Consider the following 22,481-nt stretch of genomic DNA (forward strand, 5'->3'; position numbering starts at 1 on the left):
CGCAAATTGTGAAAATGTTTACTATTGACGGGCGAGGCGACCGGTGGCCGGCACAAAATCGGTATTGCTGCGCCATGGGTTGATATCGAGACCGCCTCGTCGCGTGTAGCGCGCATAAACGGAAAGGGCTTCCGGCTGGCAGAAACGCTGAATGTCATTGAAGATGCGCTCTACGCACTGCTCGTGGAACTCGTTGTGGTGGCGGAATGACACCAGATAGCGCAGCAGCTTTTCGCGATCGATTTTCGCCCCGCGATACTGGATTTGCACCGACCCCCAGTCTGGCTGGTGGGTAATCAGGCAGTTGGACTTCAGCAGATGGCTGACCAGGGTCTCTTCGACCACTTTGCCGGCCGCGGCGTCCTGCAGGTAATCGGCGCTGAACTGGTAATTATCGATTTCAATATCCTGGTCGTCGATGCAGGTGCCGTGCAGATGAGCGACCGGCTGGCCTTCGAGCTCATCGAGGCGATACAGCGCTACCTTCACTTCTCCTTGCGCACAGGCGCTGAGATCGCGCGCCAGCGTCGCCTCGACCGCCTGCCAGTCGGCAAAGCGCGTCTGGTTGAAGCTGTTGAGATAGAGCTTAAAGCTTTTTGATTCCACCAGGTTTACGGTGGTATCGCTGAGCTCCACGTGGCCCACGGCGACCTGCGGCAGGCCTTTGGCGTTCAGCCAGGAGAGCTCATACAGCGTCCAGATATCGGCGCCGTGAAACGGCAGGTTATCGGCGTGCAGATCCAGCGGGTCGCGGTTCAGGCTGCGCGGGACGCCCTGAAGCAGGCTGGCGTCGTAGGTATCGCGGTAATCGGTTGATTTTCCGAGCGTCAGGCCGGCCAGCGCCTGATGATTATCGTAAGAAGACATGTTTCACCATAGTTAAAGCGGTTACACTATATGCCAAGTGTATCCTGTCTAACGTGAAGAGAGAAACCGGTGGACCAGCAAACCGCAGAAGCGCTACAAGCATTTACCCAACGTTATTGTGAGGCGTGGCAGCAGCAGCGCTCCAGCCTGCCGCGCAGCGAAGAGCTTTACGGTATCCCGTCGCCGTGCGTCAACGGCACGGATGATGACGGCGTTTTCTGGCAGCCGCAGCCGTTTTCATTAGCACAAAATATTGACGCGGTTGAACGGGCGCTGGAGATTGTGGTACAACAACCGCTTCATGCTTATTATACCACTCAGTTTGCCGGCGATATGCAGGCGCGTTTTGCCGATGAAACTGCCGATGAAACCATGACGCTGCTGCAAACCTGGAGCCCGGATGATTTCCAGCGGGTGCAGGAGAATCTGATTGGTCATCTGCTGGTGCAAAAGCGTTTGAAGCTGTCGCCCACGCTGTTTATCGCCACGCTGGACAGCGAACTGGAGGTCATTTCGGTCTGTAATATGAGCGGTGAAGTGATCAAAGAGACCCTCGGCACCCGAAAACGGACGACCCTTTCTCCCTCGCTTGCGAGTTTCCTTAATTCCCTTAAGCCAGTTCTGTAATCCACAGTACCCAAACTTTTGTGAGAGATCTCTTACAAGACCTGTAAGAGATCGTCATCATTTAAGCCGATCCTTCAGGGGGCGTATTTTAAGAAATATAATATTTTTCAAGTGATTAATGATTTTCTCATTAAGGATACTGACGATTAATCTTAAGATATTGTCTTAACAAGGGTTGTAAGACAGGGCGGAATCAGGGATTCTATACACATCGACAGGGAGTTGATAAACGAAGTGAACATCAGGATGATGACGCTTCTGCAGGACCCGCCAGGATGGCGTTGCAAGGACAGGCTTCAGGATGAAGCGCAGGATAACGCAGGATTGCGTAAAAGGACACCTCCAGGAAGGAGAACGAGAGCCGAGCGGGACGTTCGGTGGATCAGGAAGATCAGGACAGACTTAAGGATGAGTTATTTCGCATCGGGGTGGTGTGAAAGCAGGATGCAACTGTTTATGGATGAACATGGTCAGGAGACCTCAGGAAAAGTTTTCAAGGACGAGCAGGGAGCACCAATGTAGCTGGATTGCTGCAAAACGAACCGGGAGCACTGTTTTATACAGTGCTCCCTTTTTTTATTTCTCGTCTGAATTTGCTATTCTGCGCCGGTTTTTAACTCACCGAGGTTTCCCATGACTCTTGACCATCGCGTGCGCGAGCGCCTGCTCGCCATTGAAGCGCTGCTGCGCGAAACGGAACACTGGCAGGATAGTGCCCCCGATAGCCGCGCGTTTGCCAGCGAACAGCCGTTTTGCCTCGACACCATGGAGCCGCTTGAATGGCTGCAGTGGGTATTGATTCCGCGTATGCACCAGCTTCTGGAAAGCGGAACGCCGCTGCCGCAGAACTTCGCCGTTGCGCCCTATTATGAGATGGCTCTGGATAATGCTCACCCCGTGCGCGAGCGGGTGCTGGCCGAACTGGTCCTGCTGGATGCGCTGTTTGCCGGCGGCGAAGCCTGATGCTGGAGATTTTATATCAGGACCAGTGGCTGGTCGCGGTGAACAAGCCATCGGGCTGGCTGGTGCACCGCAGCTGGCTGGATCGTGATGAAAAAGTGGTGGTGATGCAGACCGTGCGCGACCAGATAGGCCAGCACGTGTTCACCGCCCATCGCCTCGACAGGCCGACGTCCGGCGTGCTGCTGATGGGGCTGTCGAGCGAAGCGGGAAGATTGCTGTCGCAGCAGTTCGAGCAGCATCAAATGCAGAAACGCTATCATGCGATCGCTCGCGGCTGGCTGAACGACGAAGCGGTGCTTGATTACCCGCTGGTTGAGGAACTGGATAAAATCGCCGATAAGTTTGCCCGCGAAAATAAAGACCCGCAGCCGGCGGTGACGCATTATCGCGGCCTGGCGACGGTAGAGATGCCGGTGGCGACCGGCCGTTACCCCACGACCCGCTATAGCCTGGTGGAGCTGGAACCGAAAACCGGACGTAAACACCAGCTACGTCGCCATCTTGCCCATCTTCGCCATCCGATTATCGGCGATAGCAAACACGGCGATTTGCGGCAGAATCGCAGCGCGGCGGCGCACTTTGGCTGCGATCGGCTGATGCTGCACGCCAGCCAGCTCTCGTTAACGCATCCCTTTACCGGCGAACCGTTGGTTATTCGCGCCGGTCTTGACGACGTCTGGATGCGCGCGCTGTCGCAGTTTGGCTGGCGCGGCCTTCTCCCGCTAAATGAAAGGGTTGAGTTTGCCGACGACTGCGGTCAGGATGAAGAGATACAGGTCAATTCAGGGAGATAGTCATGGCAGAAGTCGGAATTTTTGTCGGCACGATGTATGGAAATTCGCTCCTGGTCGCCGAAGAGGCGCAGGCTATTTTGAGCGGGCTGGGGCATCAGGCGAAAGTCTTTGAGGAGCCCGAGGTCAAAGACTGGGAGTCGTATAGCGGTAGATATGTGCTGGTGGTGACATCGACCACCGGACAGGGCGATTTACCGGACAGTATCGTGCCCTTGTACGAAGGCATCAAAGATATGTATCAGCCGCATTTACGCTATGGGATTATCGCCCTGGGCGATAGCACCTACGCTAACTTCTGCGGCGGCGGCCTAAAGTTTGATGCGTTATTGCAGGAACAGGGCGGCACGCGCGTTGGCGAGATGCTGATGATTGACGCCAGCGAAGATCCGGAACCCGAAAGCGTCTCTAACCCATGGGTAACGCAGTGGGCGTCGCTGCTCGATTAAAAAGTTTCGCCCTCTCCCTACACTAGAGGGCGCTCCTTTTTTACTGATGTTCAATGCCAGAGCCAGATTAACGGTCAAAAAGATCGTACCAATTCTCCACGTGGCTGGCTTCGGGCATTTGCCTTAAAACCTGTGTAATGCCAGGGCCTTTACCGGGCTATTTCACGGGGTCAAGAGAGTTGATTCACACTCCTGCTTTTTGCACCGCCGTTTCCGCCTCTGAACGCGCGCGGTTTTTCATTTCCGTGAACCATCCCCCATCTCATTAGGCATACGCCATAAATCACATTTACTCAGCCGGTGAAAGCTGTGTATTTGCACGGTGAGCCCGCCAGCCCCTCTTTTTATACTTTCCCTGCCAGTTCCCAATGCAGTGCCAGATATAACGAAAACAATGAAAAACACTAACACGTCATTCTGAGTACCCTACAGGTTGTGCTGTTCAGAATGAACGTAGCTAACGCTATGATTCAGGAGTGCAACAATGAGTTCATTAAGTCAGGCGGCGAGCGGCGCTGAAAAGCGCACCAATGCTCGCTACTGGATAGTGGTGATGCTGTTTATCGTCACATCCTTCAACTACGGCGACCGCGCCACCTTATCCATTGCCGGATCGGAGATGGCCAAAGATATTGGTCTTGACGCCGTTGGCATGGGGTATGTTTTCTCCGCGTTTTCATGGGCCTATGTGATCGGCCAAATCCCGGGCGGTTGGCTGCTTGACCGTTTCGGTTCAAAACGCGTCTACTTCTGGTCCATTTTTATCTGGTCCATGTTTACCCTGCTGCAGGGCTTCGTCGATATCTTCAGCGGCTTCGGCATTATCGTCGCGCTGTTTACCCTGCGTTTCCTTGTCGGCCTGGCCGAAGCGCCATCTTTCCCCGGAAACAGCCGTATCGTCGCGGCGTGGTTCCCGGCGCAGGAGAGGGGCACCGCGGTGGCTATCTTTAACTCCGCGCAATACTTTGCCACCGTTATTTTTGCGCCAATCATGGGTTGGCTGACCCATGAGGTGGGCTGGTCGCACGTGTTCTTCTTTATGGGCGGCCTCGGGATTATCATCAGCTTTGTCTGGCTGAAGGTCATTCATGAACCCAACCAGCATCCGGGCGTGAACCAAAAAGAGCTCGATTACATCGCCGCAGGCGGCGCGCTGATCAACATGGATCAGGCGGCGGCCAAAGCCAAGGTGCCGTTTAGCGTAAAATGGGGGCAAATTAAGCAGCTGCTGGGCTCCCGCATGATGATTGGCGTCTATATCGGACAGTACTGCATTAACGCTTTAACCTATTTCTTTATCACCTGGTTCCCGGTTTATCTGGTGCAGGCGCGCGGCATGTCCATTCTGAAAGCCGGTTTTGTCGCTTCGGTGCCGGCTATCTGCGGCTTCGCGGGCGGCGTGCTCGGCGGGATTATTTCCGACTGGCTGATGCGTCGTACCGGCTCGCTGAACATCGCGCGTAAAACGCCGATCGTGATGGGGATGCTGCTGTCGATGGTGATGGTGTTCTGTAACTACGTCAACGTGGAGTGGATGATTATCGGCTTTATGGCGCTGGCCTTCTTCGGTAAAGGCATCGGCGCGCTGGGCTGGGCGGTCATGGCGGATACGGCACCGAAAGAGATCAGCGGGCTGAGCGGCGGTCTGTTCAACATGTTCGGCAATATCTCCGGCATCGTGACGCCAATTGCGATTGGCTACATCGTTGGCACCACCGGTTCGTTTAACGGCGCGCTGATTTATGTGGGCGTCCATGCGCTGGTGGCGGTGCTGAGCTATCTGGTTCTGGTGGGCGATATTAAGCGTATTGAACTGAAACCTGTGGCAGGACAATCATCATGACAACGCAATTGAGCCCCGTTATCACGGATATGAAGGTTATCCCGGTGGCCGGGCAGGACAGTATGCTGCTCAATATCGGCGGTGCCCATAACGCGTACTTTACCCGTAATATCGTGGTGCTTACCGACAGCGCCGGCAATACCGGCGTCGGCGAAGCCCCCGGCGGCGAGGTGATTTATCAGACGCTGGTGGAGGCGATCCCGATGGTTTTGGGGCAGGAAATCGCCCGCCTGAATAAAGTGGTTCAGCAGGTGCATAAAGGCAACCAGGCCGCGGATTTTGACACCTTTGGTAAAGGCGCCTGGACGTTCGAACTGCGGGTGAACGCGGTGGCGGCGCTGGAGGCTGCGCTGCTGGATCTGCTGGGCAAGGCGCTCAACGTGCCGGTTTGCGAACTGCTGGGGCCGGGCAAGCAGCGCGATGCGGTGACCGTGCTGGGCTACCTGTTCTACGTGGGCGATCGTACGAAGACCGATCTGCCCTATCTGGAAAGCACGCCGGGCAGCCACGCGTGGTATCGCCTGCGTCATCAGGAAGCGCTGAACAGCGGGGCGGTGGTGCGGCTGGCGGAAGCCGCGCAGGATCGCTACGGCTTTAAAGATTTCAAACTCAAGGGCGGCGTGCTGCCCGGCGAGCAGGAGATCGAAACCGCCCGCGCGCTGAAGAAGCGTTTCCCGGATGCGCGCATTACGGTCGACCCTAACGGCGCCTGGCTGCTGGATGAAGCCATCGCCCTGTGCAAAGGGCTGAACGATGTGCTGACCTACGCCGAAGACCCCTGCGGCGCCGAGCAGGGCTTTTCCGGCCGCGAAGTGATGGCGGAATTCCGCCGCGCCACCGGTTTGCCGGTGGCAACTAACATGATCGCCACCAACTGGCGCGAAATGGGCCATGCGGTGATGCTGAACGCCGTGGATATTCCGCTGGCCGATCCGCACTTCTGGACCCTGTCCGGCGCGGTGCGCGTGGCGCAGCTGTGCGATGACTGGGGCCTGACCTGGGGCTGCCATTCCAATAACCACTTTGATATTTCACTGGCCATGTTCACCCACGTCGGCGCGGCGGCGCCGGGTAACCCCACGGCCATCGATACCCACTGGATTTGGCAGGAGGGAGATTGCCGTCTGACCAAAAATCCGCTGGAGATTAAGCACGGAAAAATTGCTGTTCCGGACGCGCCAGGACTTGGCGTTGAGCTGGACTGGGAGCAGGTACAGAAAGCGCATGAGGCGTATAAAAAGCTGCCCGGCGGCGCGCGTAATGACGCAGGCCCAATGCAGTACCTGATCCCCGGATGGACTTTTGACCGTAAACGCCCCGTTTTCGGCCGTCACTGATTTGAATAAGGACTAAATTATGAGCGCACAATTTTCGACCCCCGTTGTTTCTTCTATGCAGGTCATTCCGGTCGCGGGCCACGACAGCATGCTGATGAACCTGAGCGGCGCGCACGCCCCGTTCTTCACGCGCAATATTGTGGTGATCAAAGATAATTCCGGCCATACCGGCGTCGGTGAAATCCCCGGCGGAGAGAAAATCCGCACCACCCTGGAGGACGCGATCCCGCTGGTGGTCGGTAAGACGCTGGGTGAATATAAAAACGTGCTGACCGCCGTGCGCAATACTTTCGCCGACCGCGACGCCGGTGGACGCGGTTTGCAGACCTTCGATCTGCGTACCACAATTCACGTAGTGACCGGGATCGAAGCGGCGATGCTTGACCTGCTGGGCCAGCATCTGGGCGTGAACGTGGCGTCTCTGCTGGGCGATGGCCAACAGCGCAGCGAAGTGGAAATGCTCGGCTACCTGTTCTTCGTCGGCAACCGTAAAGCCACGCCGCTGCCGTATCAGAGCCAGCCCGATGACAAATGCGACTGGTATCGCCTGCGTCATGATGAAGCGATGACCCCGGATGCGGTGGTGCGCCTGGCGGAAGCGGCGTATGAGAAATATGGCTTTAATGACTTTAAACTGAAAGGCGGCGTACTGGCCGGGGAAGAGGAAGCGGAGTCCATCGTTGCGCTGGCGAAGCGCTTCCCGCAGGCGCGCGTGACCCTCGATCCGAACGGCGCGTGGTCGCTGGATGAAGCGATCAAAATTGGCAAATACCTGAAAGGCTCTCTGGCCTATGCGGAAGATCCGTGCGGCGCAGAACAGGGCTTCTCCGGACGCGAAGTGATGGCGGAGTTCCGCCGCGCCACCGGCCTGCCGACGGCGACCAATATGATCGCGACCGACTGGCGTCAGATGGGCCACACGCTGTCGCTGCAGTCCGTCGATATCCCGCTGGCGGATCCGCACTTCTGGACCATGCAGGGTTCCGTCCGCGTGGCGCAGATGTGCCACGAGTTTGGCCTGACCTGGGGCTCGCACTCTAACAACCACTTTGATATCTCGCTGGCGATGTTTACCCACGTGGCAGCGGCAGCGCCGGGTAAAATTACCGCCATCGACACCCACTGGATCTGGCAGGAGGGTAACCAGCGTCTGACCAAAGAGCCCTTTGAAATTAAAGGCGGGATGGTACAGGTACCGGCGAAACCGGGTCTGGGCGTGGAGCTCGATATGGATCGGGTGATGAAAGCTCATGAGCTGTACCAGAAACACGGCCTGGGCGCGCGCGATGACGCGATGGGCATGCAGTATTTGATCCCGAACTGGACGTTTGATAACAAGCGTCCGTGCATGGTGCGCTAAAGAAATACCGGTCCCTTCGGGGACCGGTTTCCTGCACGGCGTCGGGTAATCGTTCATTTTAAGGACAGCATATGAAGATAGTGATCGCACCGGATTCATACAAGGAGAGCCTGAGTGCGCTGGATGTCGCAACCGCGATAGAACAAGGTTTTCGGGAAATTTACGCCGATGCGGAGTACGTCAAGCTGCCGGTTGCCGACGGTGGCGAAGGAACCGTTGAAGCCATGGTTGCCGCGACCCAGGGATGCCGGATTGCGGTCACCGTCACCGGTCCGCTCGGTGAACCCGTGGAGGCCTTCTATGGCCTGTCGGGCGACAGGCAGTGCGCGTTTATTGAAATGGCGGCGGCAAGCGGCCTGGAGAGCGTACCGCCGGCGCGGCGAAATCCTTTGCTGACCACTTCATGGGGGACCGGCGAGCTGATTCGCCATGCGCTGGATGCCGGAGTGAGGCAAATTATTATCGGCATCGGCGGCAGCGCGACGAACGACGGCGGCGCCGGGATGGTACAGGCGCTGGGGGCGAAACTGCTGACCAAAGATAACCAGCAGATTGCCGCCGGCGGACGCGCGCTGGAGAGCCTCGCGCGCATCGACGTTAGCGAACTTGATAAACGCCTGGCCGGCTGTCGTATTGACGTCGCTTGCGATGTTACCAACCCGCTGACGGGACCACAGGGCGCGACGGCGGTATTTGGGCCGCAGAAAGGGGCGACGGCGGAGATGATCCCCTGCCTGGACAACGCGCTGGCCCATTTTGCCGATATTATCCATCGCGATTTAGAACTTGATGTGCTGCATCTTGAAGGCGGCGGCGCGGCGGGGGGAATGGGCGCGGGCCTGTACGCCTTTTGCGGCGCAAAGCTGCGGCCGGGCATTGAGATTGTGACCGATGCGCTCCATCTTGCCGATATCGTGGCGGATGCGGACCTGGTGATCACCGGCGAAGGGCGTATCGATAGCCAGACGGTTCACGGCAAAGTGCCGGTTGGCGTGGCGAGGGTGGCAAAACGCTACAACCTGCCGGTCATCGGCATTGCCGGGAGCCTGACGGCTGACGTCGGCGTCGTGCATCAGCACGGCCTGGATGCGGTATTCAGCGTGATTTATTCCGTTTGCACCCTGGAGCAAGCACTGGAAAATGCCGCCGAAAACGTGCGTATGACGGCGAGAAACGTCGCCGCCGTGCTGAAAATGGGCCGGCTATTATAGGTTTTTCCCCGGTCGCGAAGCGCAGACCGGGGCTCGCGTTTTACATCCTCTAAATCCCCAACAGCTTACAGGCTTCGCGCGCGACGTTGTCCATTTCATCCAGCAGCTCCAGAAACTCTGGCTCCATCTCCTCGGCGGCGGTGCCCGCGCGTAGCTGGCTCTCAAGGGTGTGACACAGTTTTTTCAGCCGCGGCACGCCGCTATAGCTACAGCTGCCGTGAAGCTTATGAATGAGATCCAGCAGGCCTTCCGGCTGCTCTCCCACCAGCTGTTCTTCTACCTTGTTACGCACCTCCGGCATAAAGGCGAGCAGCATCTGCAGCATTTCCCGCGCCAGATCCGGTTTCATCGCCGCCTGGCGCAGCGCCAGCTGCCAGTCGAGGGTGATGTCATGGTTAACGGGCGGCTCAACAGGCTCCGCGGCGACCTGCGGCGGTAGCGTCTTTCCCGGCTTGTAGCGCAGCAGCAGGCTGTAGAGCTTATCCTCCTCAATGGGTTTCGCCAGATAGTCGTTCATCCCCGCGCTGAGTAATTTCTCTCGCTGCCCTTCCAGGGCGTGGGCGGTCACGGCGATCACCGGCGTTTGCTGCTGATGAGGGAGCTGGTGAATCAGTTCGCAGGCGCGGATCCCATCCATCTCCGGCATCTGAATATCCATCAGAATCAGATCCTGCTGCGTTTCTCTGGCCCGCTCGACGGCGTGCTGGCCGCTGTCGCAGAGGATAACGTGCTGGACTAAATCCTCCAGCAGGGCGCCGATAAGCTTGAGATTCGCCGGATTGTCATCAACGGCCATGACCGTCATCGGAAGCTTCTTACTATCGGAACGCGGCGGCAGAACCGTCGGCTGCGTCTGGCAGGAGGCCGTCAGCGCCGGCAGTAAGCGCGTTGAGGTCAATGGCTTAAGCAAACAGGCGGCAATGCCGTCCTGGCGCAGCGTTTCGGCGCTGACCTGGGCGTGGCACGGCAGGGCCAGCACCAGGTGATCGGCAAGCTTGCTGGCTCTTTCCAGCTTATCGCGATGCTGGCTCAGGTCGCGTATTGATACGGGAATGCCGGCCAGCAGGATATCGTAGTGAGCATCCGGTAGGGCGGTCATCGTCGGACTGTAAACCACCTCCAGCGGCGTTGTCGCCAGTAGCTCCATCGTACACTGCGCCGCCGCCGCGTTGGCCTCGATATAGGCCAGCTTTTTACCCGCCAGGCACTGGGTTGGCACGCTGTCGGGAACCGCGTTGGGGTTGAGGTCGAGGCTGATATGGAACCAGAACGTCGAGCCGCGATTAGGCTGGCTATGGAAGGAGATATCGCCGCCCATCTCTTTCACCAGCCGCTGGGTGATGACCAGCCCAAGTCCGGTTCCGCCGTGGCGACGGGAGATGCTGGCGTCGGCCTGGCGGAACGCCTGGAACAGACGCGACTGATCGCGTTCAGGAATCCCGATACCGGTATCGTGGATCTGGACTTCAATTTGTACCCTTGAGTTGCTGATGGCGCGCTGTTCCACCAGCACGTCGATATTGCCGTGTTCGGTAAACTTAATGGCGTTGCCCATCAGGTTGGTAATAATTTGCTGCAGGCGCAGCGGGTCGCCAATGACGTTATCCGGCACATCGTTTTTGATATTCAGCGTCAGCTCCAGCCCCTTATCGTGCGCCGAGTGCGCCAGCAGCGTGACCACCTCGTCCAGCGAAGTGCGCAGCAGGAACGGAATACTCTCCAGAATAAGCTTCCCGGCTTCGAGCTTAGAGAAGTCCAGAACATCGTTAATGATGGCCAGCAGATTATTCGCGGAACGCTCAATGGTCGTCAGGTGATCGCGCTGGGTGGTGTTTAAGTCGGTCTTCAGCGTCAGGCGGGTAAAGCCAATGACGCCGTTGAGCGGCGTGCGCAGTTCATGAGACATGTTGGCGAGGAATTCGGATTTGATTCGCGCCGCTTCCTGCGCGCGTTTTTTCGCCAGATCCAGCTCGACGTTCTGGATTTCCATCTGTTCAAGCGTTTCCCGCAGATCCGATGTCGCCTGATCGACGTTATGCTGCATCTCTTCGTGGTAGGCCGCCAGCGACATGGCCATGGAGTTGATACCGTTTTTCAGCATATCCAGCTCGCCGAGCATAAAGCCTTCGACGCGGCTATCAAGCTGGCCCCGGCGGATGCGGTCAACGGTGTTCACCATATTGCGGATCGGCCCGGTCACGTCGCGCATCAGCCGCCAGCCGAAGATCAGCGCAATACCGATACAGAACAGCATCATCACGCTGGAGATAAAGATCTCTTTGTACTGCTGTAGCCGCACCGATTTGAGATCCATCTCAAGCGCCACGTAGCCCAGCATATTATCCGGCATCTTGGCATCGCTTCCCGGCGATTCATCCGGTGAATAGCTTTCCGAGATAATAGGGGTACGCAAAATCATCAAATCGCCGTGGCGCACCACGCTCAGGCGGCGGGGAAAGGGTTCCCCTTTTGGCAGCTGAAGTTCGCCGGGATCGAGCTGAAAGTTAGAGGTGACGAACAGCCTGTTGTGCGAGTCGTAGATGGAAATGGCGCGCACAATATCGGAGTGGCGGCGGTGCAGTACGCTGATGAGCTGCCCGATTGACTCGCGGTTTTGCAAATTCATGCCATATTCACTGGAGACCGCCAGCGGTTCGATAATACTGGCGCCGGCATCCTCCAGCTGGCGCTGTAGGTCGTTATAGCGGTGTGCGACGAAGAAAATACTGAGCAGCAGACCGATCAGAACGGTAGGCGCCAGAATAAGAATCATCATGCGGGCACGAAGGCTGTAGTTGGTCATGCGGTTCCATTATGGGAGAATATACACATCATCTTTCAGGAGGCTGGTGCGTTGTTACTCTGGCTCATCCTGACCGAACTCTTATCCAGAGTCAGTATATTTAATTGAGACAAATCTCTACGATGGCGCAATTCTACTCTGCAAAACGGCGTGTGACGACGCGCCAGATCATAACCGTTACAGTAAATGACCTTGACCCCTTCGGCCAGGGCGTTGCGCGTCATCAGGGTAAGGCGCTGTTTATCAGCGGTTTATTGCCACAGGAGCAGGCTGACGTTGTTGTGGTCGAAGATAAAAAACAGTACGCCCGCGCCCAGGTTAAACGCCGTCTTAGCGATAGCCCGCAGCGGCAGGCGCCGCGCTGCCCGCATTTTGGCATCTGCGGCGGGTGCCAGCAGCAGCACGCCAGCATTGAACTGCAGCAGCAGAGCAAACGCGCCGCGCTCGCGAGGCTGATGAAGCGCGACGTTGATGACATTATAGCCGCTTCGCCGTGGGGCTATCGCCGCCGGGCGCGTCTGAGCTTGAATTATCAGCCAAAGTCCCAACAATTACAGATGGGCTTCCGCAAGGCTAACGCCAGCGAGATCGTCGATGTGGTGCAGTGCCCCGTTTTGGTGCCCACTCTTGGTGCGCTATTGCCCGCGGTACGTGAATGTCTTAGCGAATTGAAATCGGTGCGTCAGCTTGGCCACGTTGAGCTGGTGCAGGCGGATAACGGCCCGCTGATGGTATTGCGCCATACGGCGGCGCTTCCCGCGGCAGATAAAGAAAAGCTGGAACGTTTTTCGCAATCTCACGGTCTTTCCCTGTACCTCGCCCCGCAAAGCGAGATACTGGAACATATTCGCGGGGAAGCCCCCTGGTATACCTCGGACGGTCTACGCTTAGTGTTCAGTCCGCGCGATTTTATCCAGGTGAACGATGGCGTAAACCAGCTGATGGTGCGTACGGCGCTGGAATGGCTGGATATCCAGCCTCAGGATCGCGTGCTGGACCTCTTTTGCGGCATGGGCAACTTTACCCTGCCGCTGGCGAAGCGTGCGGCGCAGGTGGTTGGCGTTGAAGGGGTTCCCGCGCTGGTGGCGAAGGGCCAGGAGAACGCGGCGTTGAACGGGTTGCATAATGTGACTTTCTTCCATGAGAACCTGGAAGAGGACGTCACCCGCCAGGCGTGGGCGAAGCACGGTTTTGATAAGGTCTTGCTCGACCCGGCGCGCGCCGGCGCGGCGGGCGTTATGTTACATATTATAAAATTAGCGCCGCGTCGGGTGGTGTATGTTTCATGTAACCCGGCGACCCTGGCGCGCGATAGCGACGTTTTATTGCAGGCGGGATATACCATTCAACGCCTGGCGATGCTCGATATGTTCCCGCATACCGGACATCTGGAATCAATGGTGTTGTTTGAGCACAAGAATCATTCAAATCGCAGTGAAGCGGCATCCTCAGAAGCAGGTGACTGAGATAAAAGACGAACGCCAGCGTTGACGCGGTTTGAAGGATGAAGTGTAAAAGTTGAGGCTTGCCGACTTCGGCAGGCGGTCCCTTAAGGAGAGGACAATGGTTGCGGTAAGAAGTGCACATTTAAATAAAGCTGGTGAATTTGACCCGAAGAAATGGATCGCGAGTCTGGGAATTTCCAGCCAGCAGTCGTGTGAACGCTTAGCCGAAACCTGGGATTATTGTCGAGAGAAAACGCAGGGGCATCCGCAGGCCGATCTCCTGCTATGGCGCGGCGTGGAGATGGTGGAAATTCTCTCCATGTTGAGCATGGATATCGATACGCTGCGCGCGGCGATGCTTTTCCCGCTGGCGGACGGCAACGTCGTCAGCGAAGAGATCATGCAGGAGAGCGTCGGGAAATCGGTCGTCACCCTGATCCACGGCGTGCGGGACATGGCCGCGATACGCCAGCTTAAAGCCACCCATACGGATTCGGTCTCCTCTGAACAGGTGGACAACATTCGCCGCATGCTGCTGGCGATGGTCGATGACTTCCGCTGCGTGGTGATTAAAATCGCCGAGCGCATCGCCCATCTGCGTGAAGTGAAAGATGCGCCGGAAGATGAGCGCGTACTGGCGGCAAAAGAGTGTACCAATATTTACGCGCCGCTGGCCAACCGCCTGGGGATCGGCCAGCTGAAGTGGGAGCTCGAAGATTACTGCTTCCGCTATCTGCATCCGGCGGAATATAAGCGAATCGCTAAGCTGTTACACGAGCGGCGCATCGATCGTGAACATTATATTGATGAATTCGTCAGCCATTTACGCACGGAAATGAAAACCGAGGGCGTCAAGGCTGAGGTCTACGGGCGTCCCAAGCATATCTACAGCATCTGGCGCAAAATGCAGAAAAAACATCTCGCCTTCGACGAGCTGTTTGACGTGCGGGCGGTGCGTATTGTCGCCGAGCGCCTGCAGGACTGCTATGCCGCGCTGGGGATCGTGCATACTCATTACCGCCATCTGCCGGATGAGTTCGATGATTACGTCGCCAATCCCAAGCCTAATGGCTACCAGTCAATTCATACCGTCGTGCTTGGCCCCGGCGGAAAAACCATTGAAATTCAGATCCGTACCCGCCAGATGCATGAAGATGCCGAGCTGGGCGTGGCCGCGCACTGGAAGTATAAAGAGGGCGCCAGCGCAGCGGCCAGCGGCGGGCGCGGCTATGAAGATCGCATTGCCTGGCTGCGTAAACTGATCGCCTGGCAGGAAGAGATGGCCGATTCCGGCGAGATGCTGGATGAGGTGCGTAGCCAGGTCTTTGATGACCGGGTTTATGTCTTTACGCCGAAGGGCGACGTGGTGGATTTGCCTTCGGGTTCGACGCCGCTCGATTTTGCCTACCATATACACAGCGATGTCGGCCACCGCTGCATCGGGGCGAAAATCGGCGGGCGTATTGTGCCGTTCACCTATCAGCTGCAGATGGGTGACCAGATTGAAATCATCACCCAGAAGCAGCCCAACCCCAGCCGCGACTGGCTGAACCCGAACCTTGGCTACGTCACCACCAGCCGCGGGCGTTCCAAAATTCACGCCTGGTTCCGCAAGCAGGATCGCGACAAGAATATTCTTGCCGGGCGACAGATCCTTGATGATGAGCTCGAGCATCTGGGTATCAGCCTGAAGGACGCGGAAAAGCATCTGCTGCCGCGCTACAACTTTAACGAGCAGGACGAACTGCTGGCGGCGATTGGCGGGGGCGATATTCGCCTCAACCAGATGGTTAATTTCCTGCAGGCGCAGTTTAATAAACCCAGCGCGGCGGAGCAGGATGCGGCGGCGTTAAAGCAGCTGCAGCAGAAAACCCACGCTCCGCAGAATCGCAGCAAAGACAATGGTCGCGTGGTGGTGGAGGGCGTCGGCAATCTGATGCACCACATTGCGCGCTGCTGTCAGCCGATTCCCGGCGACGAGATCGTGGGCTTTATCACCCAGGGCCGCGGGATCTCGGTGCACCGCGCGGATTGCGATCAGCTCGCGGAGCTACAGTCTCATGCTCCCGAGCGCATCGTTGACGCGGTGTGGGGAGAGAGCTACTCGGCGGGCTACTCGCTGGTGGTGCGCGTCCAGGCCAACGATCGTAGCGGCCTGCTGCGCGACATCACCACCATTCTCGCCAATGAGAAGGTCAACGTGCTGGGCGTTGCCAGCCGCAGCGATACTAAACAGCAGATGGCGACGATCGATATGACCATTGAGATCTACAACCTGCAGGTGCTGGGGCGCGTACTGGCGAAGCTGAATCAGGTACCTGACGTCATCGACGCCCGTCGTCTGCACGGCGGATAAACTCCCACGCTTATGTCAGCCGGGTCAGGCGCTACCGCCACCCGGCATTTTTTTATCAGGACAGACTTATGACTCAAATCGAACGCCTGCTCGGCATTATGCGGCGTCTGCGCGATCCGGAAAACGGCTGCCCGTGGGACAAAGAGCAGACCTTTGCCACCATCGCGCCGTATACCCTTGAAGAAACCTATGAAGTGCTCGACGCTATCGCCCGCGAAGATTTTGACGATCTGCGCGGTGAGCTGGGCGACCTGTTGTTCCAGGTCGTCTTCTACGCTCAGATGGCGCAGGAAGAGGAGCGCTTTGATTTTAACGATATCTGCGCCGCCATCAGCGACAAGCTGGAGCGCCGTCATCCGCATATTTTCGGCGAGGCGACCGCCGGTAGCAGCAGCGAAGTGCTGGCCCGCTGGGAGCAGATCAAAAGCGCTGAGCGAGCGGAAAAGTCCCAGCACTCCGCGCTGGACGACATCCCGCATAGCCTTCCGGCGCTGATGCGCGCGCATAAAATCCAGAAACGCTGCTCGGCGGTAGGCTTTGACTGGACCTCTCTGGGGCCGGTACTGGATAAAGTGCACGAAGAAATAGATGAAGTGATGCACGAAGCGCAGCAGGCCGTGGTGGATGAAGCTAAACTGGAGGAGGAAGTGGGCGACCTGCTGTTTGCGACGGTCAATTTATCCCGCCATTTAGGGGTAAAAGCCGAAGTTGCGCTGCAAAAAGCCAACCTGAAGTTTGAGCGCAGGTTCCGCGAAGTTGAGCGGATTGTCGCCGCGCGCGGCCTGGAAATGACCGGCGTTGACCTCGATACCATGGAGCTGGTGTGGCAGGAAGTAAAACGCCAGGAAACTGATCTCTAAAGAGTTTTCGTGATCAAGCGCTATTTGTGTGATTTTTTAAATAACAAGCGCTTGATTTACGTCAAAAACATTTCGCCAAAAGCGGCTATTTTCTCACTCCCTGCGTTTGTGTGGGCCTGATGAAAAGGAGGGATAATGAAAGTTTGTGGCGTCAGTCATGATCGGGTATACTGCTTTCCCGTCCTGGTTATTCCATCGTCTTTTAAACCTAACTTCTCAGGTTCAGCATGACAACGAACTATATTTTTGTGACCGGCGGGGTCGTATCCTCTCTGGGTAAAGGCATTGCCGCAGCTTCCCTCGCAGCCATTCTCGAAGCCCGCGGGCTTAACGTGACCATGATGAAACTGGATCCGTACATCAACGTCGATCCGGGCACCATGAGCCCAATCCAACACGGGGAAGTGTTCGTTACTGAAGACGGCGCTGAAACCGATCTGGACCTGGGTCACTACGAGCGTTTCATTCGCACCAAGATGACCCGTCGCAACAACTTCACCACGGGGCGTATTTACTCTGACGTCCTGCGCAAAGAGCGTCGCGGCGACTATCTGGGTGCCACCGTTCAGGTTATTCCGCACATCACCAACGCGATCAAAGAGCGCGTGCTGGCCGGCGGTGAAGGCCATGATGTGGTGCTGGTTGAAATCGGCGGCACCGTTGGCGATATCGAATCGCTGCCGTTCCTTGAAGCGATTCGCCAGCTGGCGGTGGATATCGGTCGTGAAAACGCGCTGTTTATGCACCTGACCCTGGTGCCGTACATGGCCGCCGCGGGTGAGGTCAAAACCAAGCCGACCCAGCACTCCGTTAAAGAACTGCTCTCCATCGGTATTCAGCCTGATATTCTGGTCTGCCGCTCCGATCGCGCTATTCCGGCGAACGAACGTGCCAAAATTGCATTGTTCTGCAATGTGCCGGAAAAAGCCGTTATTTCGATGAAAGATGTCGATTCCATTTATAAAATCCCGGGCCTGTTGAAATCTCAGGGTCTGGACGATTATATTTGTAAACGATTCAGCTTAAACTGTCCGGAAGCGAACCTGGCCGAATGGGAACAGGTTATCTACGAAGAAGCGAACCCGGCAGGTGAAGTCACCATTGGTATGGTCGGCAAGTACATTGAACTGCCGGACGCCTACAAATCGGTGATTGAAGCGCTGAAACACGGCGGTCTGAAAAATCGCGTCACCGTCAACATCAAGCTGATTGATTCGCAGGATGTGGAAACGCGCGGCGTCGAAATTCTGAAGAATTTAGACGCTATCCTGATTCCAGGTGGCTTCGGCTATCGCGGGGTTGAAGGTAAGATTGCCACCGCGCGCTACGCGCGTGAAAACAACATTCCATACCTGGGCATTTGCCTGGGGATGCAGGTTGCGCTGATTGAGTTCGCGCGCAACGTAGCGGGGATGGAAAACGCCAACTCAACGGAATTTGTGCCAGACTGTAAGTACCCGGTCGTGGCCCTGATTACCGAATGGCGTGATGAAGACGGTAATGTCGAAGTCCGCTCTGATAAGAGCGATCTCGGCGGCACGATGCGCCTCGGCGCGCAGCAGTGCCAGCTGGCTGAAGATAGCCTGGTGCGCCAGCTGTACGGCGAGCCAACCATTACCGAACGCCATCGTCACCGCTACGAAGTCAACAATATGTTGCTGAAGCCGATTGAAAATGCGGGCCTGCGTATTGCGGGCCGTTCCGGGGATGATCAGTTGGTCGAGATCATCGAGGTGCCTAACCATCCGTGGTTCGTCGCCTGTCAGTTCCATCCGGAGTTTACTTCGACGCCGCGTGATGGCCATCCGCTGTTTGCTGGCTTTGTGAAAGCCGCTGGCGAGTACCAGAAGCGTCAGGCGAAGTAAAAGAGTTAGAACGGCAATGCACCCATCCGGGTGCATTGTTTGTCTGGAGTTTTAGTTTAACTTGTACTGAGGAAAACCTAATGTCCAAAATCGTTAAAGTCATCGGTCGTGAAATCATCGACTCCCGTGGTAACCCGACTGTTGAAGCCGAAGTACACCTGGAAGGTGGTTTCGTCGGTATGGCAGCTGCTCCGTCAGGTGCTTCTACTGGCTCCCGCGAAGCGCTGGAACTGCGCGATGGCGACAAATCCCGTTTCATGGGTAAAGGCGTACTGAAAGCTGTTGGCGCGGTTAACGGCCCGATCGCTCAGGCAATCCTTGGCAAAGATGCCAAAGATCAGGCTGGCATCGACAAAATCATGATCGACCTGGACGGTACTGAAAACAAATCTAACTTCGGTGCGAACGCTATCCTGGCCGTCTCTCTGGCTAACGCCAAAGCTGCCGCTGCTTCTAAAGGTCAGCCGCTGTACGAGCACATCGCTGAGCTGAACGGCACCCCGGGCAAATACTCCATGCCGGTTCCGATGATGAACATCATCAACGGCGGCGAGCACGCTGACAACAACGTCGACATCCAGGAATTTATGATTCAGCCGGTTGGCGCTAAATCCCTGAAAGAAGCCGTACGTATGGGTTCTGAAGTGTTCCACAACCTGGCTAAAGTTCTGAAAGCCAAAGGTATGAACACCGCTGTTGGTGACGAAGGCGGCTACGCGCCGAACCTGGGCTCCAACGCTGAAGCTCTGGCTGTTATCGCTGAAGCGGTTAAAGCTGCTGGCTACGAGCTGGGCAAAGACATCACCCTGGCGATGGACTGCGCGGCTTCTGAATTCTACAAAGACGGTAAATATGTTCTGGCCGGCGAAGGCAACAAAGCGTTCACCTCTGAAGAATTCACCCACTTCCTGGAAGAGCTGACCAAACAGTATCCGATCGTCTCCATCGAAGATGGCCTGGACGAATCTGACTGGGACGGTTTCGCATACCAGACTAAAGTACTGGGCGACAAAATCCAGCTGGTTGGTGACGATCTGTTCGTAACCAACACCAAGATCCTGAAAGAAGGTATCGAGAAAGGCATCGTTAACTCCATCCTGATCAAATTCAACCAGATCGGTTCTCTGACCGAAACTCTGGCTGCGATCAAAATGGCGAAAGACGCTGGCTACACTGCCGTTATCTCTCACCGTTCTGGCGAAACTGAAGACGCGACCATCGCTGACCTGGCTGTGGGTACCGCTGCAGGCCAGATCAAAACTGGTTCTATGAGCCGTTCTGACCGCGTTGCTAAATACAACCAGCTGATTCGTATCGAAGAAGCGCTGGGCGAAAAAGCACCGTACAACGGTCGTAAAGAGATCAAAGGTCAGGCATAAGCCTGTCTTTATCTGATATGAAAAAGCCAGCCTTCGGGCTGGCTTTTTTTATACCTGCAAAAGCGGCTACTTAAAATCTACAGCCATTTGCTGCGGGATAGAAAGCCCGCGCGTGGTCTGTACGCAGCGGTCAATGTAATCGGTAAAGCGCGGCGGTTTTGGCATACCCATGCTGAGCAGCTTGTCGTTGCTGAATCGTACGTTAAGCGTGGCGAAGGCGCCGTACAGGCGCATGGCTTTTAGCATCAGCCGTTCGTTGCAGGGGCCAAAAATAGCCTTCAGCTCACGGCGCATTTTGACCAGCGTTTCATAGCTGACCTGCGCGTATTTATCGCCGACCGGCGCCTGCTTGAGGGCGGAGGCCATCGCGTTATCGATATCCGCAAACCTTACGCTGTTTTCCTCTCCCGCTGAAATATGCACCACCTCTCCGCGCGCCAGCGGGCTGGTAAGCAGCATCAGCAGCGCATCGGCGCAGTAATCGACGGGGATCACATCGATGCGGTCTTCCATCGAACACATAAATTTTTGCAGCATCAGCCCCATGCTGAACACCCAGAATATGCTGCTGGAGGGCTGACAGCCGTGATGAGTGTGGCCAACAACAATAGAGGGACGGGCGATAGCCAGCGGTAGCGTTGGGCACTCCTGCCGCATGAGACGCTCAATTGTTGATTTAGAGTGGGTGTACTCGACCAGATGCTCGGCGCGTTCACGAAACGCCGTGCTTTCCGCTACCAGCGAATCGGGGTCTGGCGAGCAGGACATCGCGGTGCCCACGTGCAGAAAGCGCTCAAGGCCGCCGACCTGAGCCATCCGCCGGGCAAACTGCAGCGTGCCTTCGACGTTGACCTTCCAGATAAGCGGATTATTACCAAATGAGGCGACGGCGGCGCAGTTGAGCACGTGGGTAACCTGATTCAGGCGCGGGTCGTCGAGAAAGGGCTGCGGATTGGCCAGATCCCCCAGCAGAATGTTGCCGGGCGTCAGGGCCGTTAATCTCTCTTCGCTAATATTGAATTTTCGCAGGTTTTCCTTTACCCGTTCTACGGCAGCTACACTATTATCTGCACGAACTAACAGTAATAGATTAGGCGCATTCTTTTTATTCAGAATGCTTTCTAACACTGCTCCACCGAGAAAACCGGTCGCGCCAGTAATTAATAATGTATTCATGAATGCAGTCTCATTATGGTTGGTTGACTGGATTCTAGGCGCGGAAAATTAAACGGATATTAAATGGAAAATGAACATAAGATGCGGTTTATTAAGGTTATTTTAAGGTAATTTAGCGTCGTGGATCGAATTTGACCCTAAGCTATGACAATAAATTCATTATTTCGTGTATCCATTTGTACATCGTTGAAATTTATTATTTTTAAGTTTGTTATTTTATTTTTGGCTTTCAAAATCATACATGTTTTGTTACACCAAAAATTTTAGCCGTGCCGCTTAATAGTCGCCTGATGATTATCAGACTAATTAAATCAGCCGGTGCGGGATAATGGAATCGGCCAGCTGCCGGAGGTTTATCATTAAGGTTTAGGTTCTACCCACCACGCGGCGCAGCGCGGGACAAGATCTGCGCGGGCAAATCTGCGATAATGCGCGCTCACAACCCTAAGCAGAGATGATTATGCAGTACCCGATTAACGAGATGTTCCAGACCTTGCAAGGCGAAGGTTACTTCACCGGCGTTCCCGCCATTTTTATTCGTTTACAGGGATGCCCGGTTGGTTGCGCCTGGTGCGATACCAAACATACCTGGGATAAGCTTGCCGATCGGGAAGTGTCGCTGTTCAGCATTCTGGCAAAAACCAAAGAGAGCGATAAATGGGGCCCGGCGAGCAGCGAAGATCTGCTGGCTATCATCGGGCGTCAGGGCTGGACGGCCCGCCACGTGGTCATTACCGGCGGCGAGCCCTGCATTCATGATTTAACGCCGTTAACCTCTTTACTGGAGCAAAACGGATTTAGCTGCCAGATTGAAACCAGCGGCACCCATGAAGTGCGCTGCACGCCGCATACCTGGGTGACGGTGTCGCCAAAGGTGAACATGCGCGGCGGCTATGACGTACTCTCTCAGGCGCTACAGCGGGCTGATGAAATTAAACATCCGGTTGGACGCGTGCGCGATATCGAAGCGCTGGATGAGCTGCTGGCAACGCTGGCCGATGAAAAGCCGCGTATTATCGCGCTTCAGCCGATTAGCCAGAAAGATGACGCGACGCGCCTGTGCATCGAAACCTGTATCGCCCGCAACTGGCGCTTATCGATGCAGACGCACAAGTACCTCAATATCGCGTGATATAAAAAACTCTGATA

Annotated in this window: 17 protein-coding genes; 14 read left to right on the top strand and 3 right to left on the bottom strand. The window is 56.2% G+C overall.

What is annotated here, in order from left to right:
- Positions 1 to 21: 21 nt before the first annotated feature.
- A complete protein-coding gene (queF, locus tag ACESQ2_RS13235; protein WP_004853651.1) occupies positions 22 to 867 on the bottom strand; it encodes an NADPH-dependent 7-cyano-7-deazaguanine reductase QueF in 846 nt (281 codons plus the stop codon).
- 69 nt (positions 868 to 936) lie between these two features.
- Here queF and syd point away from each other — a divergent pair, with 69 nt between their 5' ends.
- The 8 genes from syd to ACESQ2_RS13275 all read left to right on the top strand — a co-directional run bounded on the left by syd (position 937) and on the right by ACESQ2_RS13275 (position 9,448).
- On the top strand, positions 937 to 1,494 hold the full coding sequence (gene syd / locus ACESQ2_RS13240) for a SecY-interacting protein (RefSeq protein ID WP_014226606.1): 558 nt from the start codon (positions 937 to 939) through the stop codon (positions 1,492 to 1,494).
- A gap of 633 nt (positions 1,495 to 2,127) precedes the next feature.
- The gene (locus ACESQ2_RS13245) at positions 2,128 to 2,457 is read left to right on the top strand and encodes a YqcC family protein (protein ID WP_014226604.1); all 330 of its coding nucleotides are present in this window, start codon (positions 2,128 to 2,130) and stop codon (positions 2,455 to 2,457) included.
- Positions 2,457 to 3,251 carry a tRNA pseudouridine(65) synthase TruC gene (truC, locus tag ACESQ2_RS13250; protein WP_014226603.1) on the top strand — a complete coding sequence of 265 codons (795 nt, stop codon included), beginning with the start codon at positions 2,457 to 2,459 and terminating at the stop codon, positions 3,249 to 3,251. The genes ACESQ2_RS13245 and truC overlap by 1 nt, the downstream gene beginning before the upstream one ends.
- Before the next feature lie 2 nt (positions 3,252 to 3,253).
- Complete coding sequence (locus ACESQ2_RS13255; protein WP_049071690.1) at positions 3,254 to 3,697, top strand: flavodoxin; 444 nt, start codon at positions 3,254 to 3,256, stop codon at positions 3,695 to 3,697.
- A 484-nt stretch (positions 3,698 to 4,181) separates the two neighbouring features.
- Positions 4,182 to 5,540 carry a galactarate/glucarate/glycerate transporter GudP gene (gene gudP / locus ACESQ2_RS13260; RefSeq protein WP_004124361.1) on the top strand — a complete coding sequence of 453 codons (1,359 nt, stop codon included), beginning with the start codon at positions 4,182 to 4,184 and terminating at the stop codon, positions 5,538 to 5,540.
- Positions 5,537 to 6,877 carry a glucarate dehydratase family protein gene (locus ACESQ2_RS13265; RefSeq protein ID WP_224384790.1) on the top strand — a complete coding sequence of 447 codons (1,341 nt, stop codon included), beginning with the start codon at positions 5,537 to 5,539 and terminating at the stop codon, positions 6,875 to 6,877. The genes gudP and ACESQ2_RS13265 overlap by 4 nt, the downstream gene beginning before the upstream one ends.
- A 19-nt stretch (positions 6,878 to 6,896) precedes the next feature.
- Entirely contained in the window at positions 6,897 to 8,237 is a 1,341-nt protein-coding gene (gene gudD / locus ACESQ2_RS13270; protein ID WP_014226600.1) for a glucarate dehydratase, read from the top strand.
- Between the two features lie 71 nt (positions 8,238 to 8,308).
- Complete coding sequence (locus tag ACESQ2_RS13275; RefSeq protein ID WP_014226599.1) at positions 8,309 to 9,448, top strand: glycerate kinase; 1,140 nt, start codon at positions 8,309 to 8,311, stop codon at positions 9,446 to 9,448.
- Positions 9,449 to 9,497: 49 nt separating this feature from the next.
- Here ACESQ2_RS13275 and barA read toward each other — a convergent pair whose 3' ends face one another.
- Positions 9,498 to 12,251, bottom strand: coding sequence for a two-component sensor histidine kinase BarA (barA, locus tag ACESQ2_RS13280; protein ID WP_014226598.1), 2,754 nt, complete (start codon positions 12,249 to 12,251; stop codon positions 9,498 to 9,500).
- A gap of 122 nt (positions 12,252 to 12,373) precedes the next feature.
- On the opposite strand from barA, the gene rlmD reads away from it, so the two are divergent.
- The 5 genes from rlmD (at position 12,374) to eno (ending at position 20,156) form a co-directional block, all read left to right on the top strand.
- Positions 12,374 to 13,717: a 23S rRNA (uracil(1939)-C(5))-methyltransferase RlmD gene (rlmD, locus tag ACESQ2_RS13285; protein ID WP_014226597.1), complete on the top strand. Its 1,344-nt coding sequence runs from the start codon at positions 12,374 to 12,376 to the stop codon at positions 13,715 to 13,717.
- A gap of 97 nt (positions 13,718 to 13,814) precedes the next feature.
- Positions 13,815 to 16,052 carry a GTP diphosphokinase gene (gene relA, locus ACESQ2_RS13290; RefSeq protein ID WP_004853643.1) on the top strand — a complete coding sequence of 746 codons (2,238 nt, stop codon included), beginning with the start codon at positions 13,815 to 13,817 and terminating at the stop codon, positions 16,050 to 16,052.
- A 68-nt stretch (positions 16,053 to 16,120) separates the two neighbouring features.
- Complete coding sequence (gene mazG, locus ACESQ2_RS13295) at positions 16,121 to 16,912, top strand: nucleoside triphosphate pyrophosphohydrolase (RefSeq protein ID WP_373170660.1); 792 nt, start codon at positions 16,121 to 16,123, stop codon at positions 16,910 to 16,912.
- A 227-nt stretch (positions 16,913 to 17,139) separates the two neighbouring features.
- A complete protein-coding gene (pyrG, locus tag ACESQ2_RS13300) occupies positions 17,140 to 18,777 on the top strand; it encodes a glutamine hydrolyzing CTP synthase (protein ID WP_004105009.1) in 1,638 nt (545 codons plus the stop codon).
- Positions 18,778 to 18,857: 80 nt separating this feature from the next.
- Positions 18,858 to 20,156, top strand: coding sequence for a phosphopyruvate hydratase (gene eno / locus ACESQ2_RS13305; RefSeq protein WP_004124327.1), 1,299 nt, complete (start codon positions 18,858 to 18,860; stop codon positions 20,154 to 20,156).
- A gap of 66 nt (positions 20,157 to 20,222) precedes the next feature.
- Here eno and ACESQ2_RS13310 read toward each other — a convergent pair whose 3' ends face one another.
- Positions 20,223 to 21,332, bottom strand: coding sequence for an SDR family oxidoreductase (locus ACESQ2_RS13310; protein WP_373170662.1), 1,110 nt, complete (start codon positions 21,330 to 21,332; stop codon positions 20,223 to 20,225).
- A gap of 460 nt (positions 21,333 to 21,792) precedes the next feature.
- Between ACESQ2_RS13310 and queE the strand changes: the two genes are divergently transcribed.
- A complete protein-coding gene (gene queE / locus ACESQ2_RS13315; RefSeq protein WP_004124321.1) occupies positions 21,793 to 22,464 on the top strand; it encodes a 7-carboxy-7-deazaguanine synthase QueE in 672 nt (223 codons plus the stop codon).
- The last annotated feature ends 17 nt before the right edge of the window (positions 22,465 to 22,481 follow it).

This window comes from Klebsiella sp. Q11 (assembly GCF_964241505.1).
GTDB classification, from domain to species: Bacteria; Pseudomonadota; Gammaproteobacteria; order Enterobacterales; family Enterobacteriaceae; genus Klebsiella; species Klebsiella michiganensis.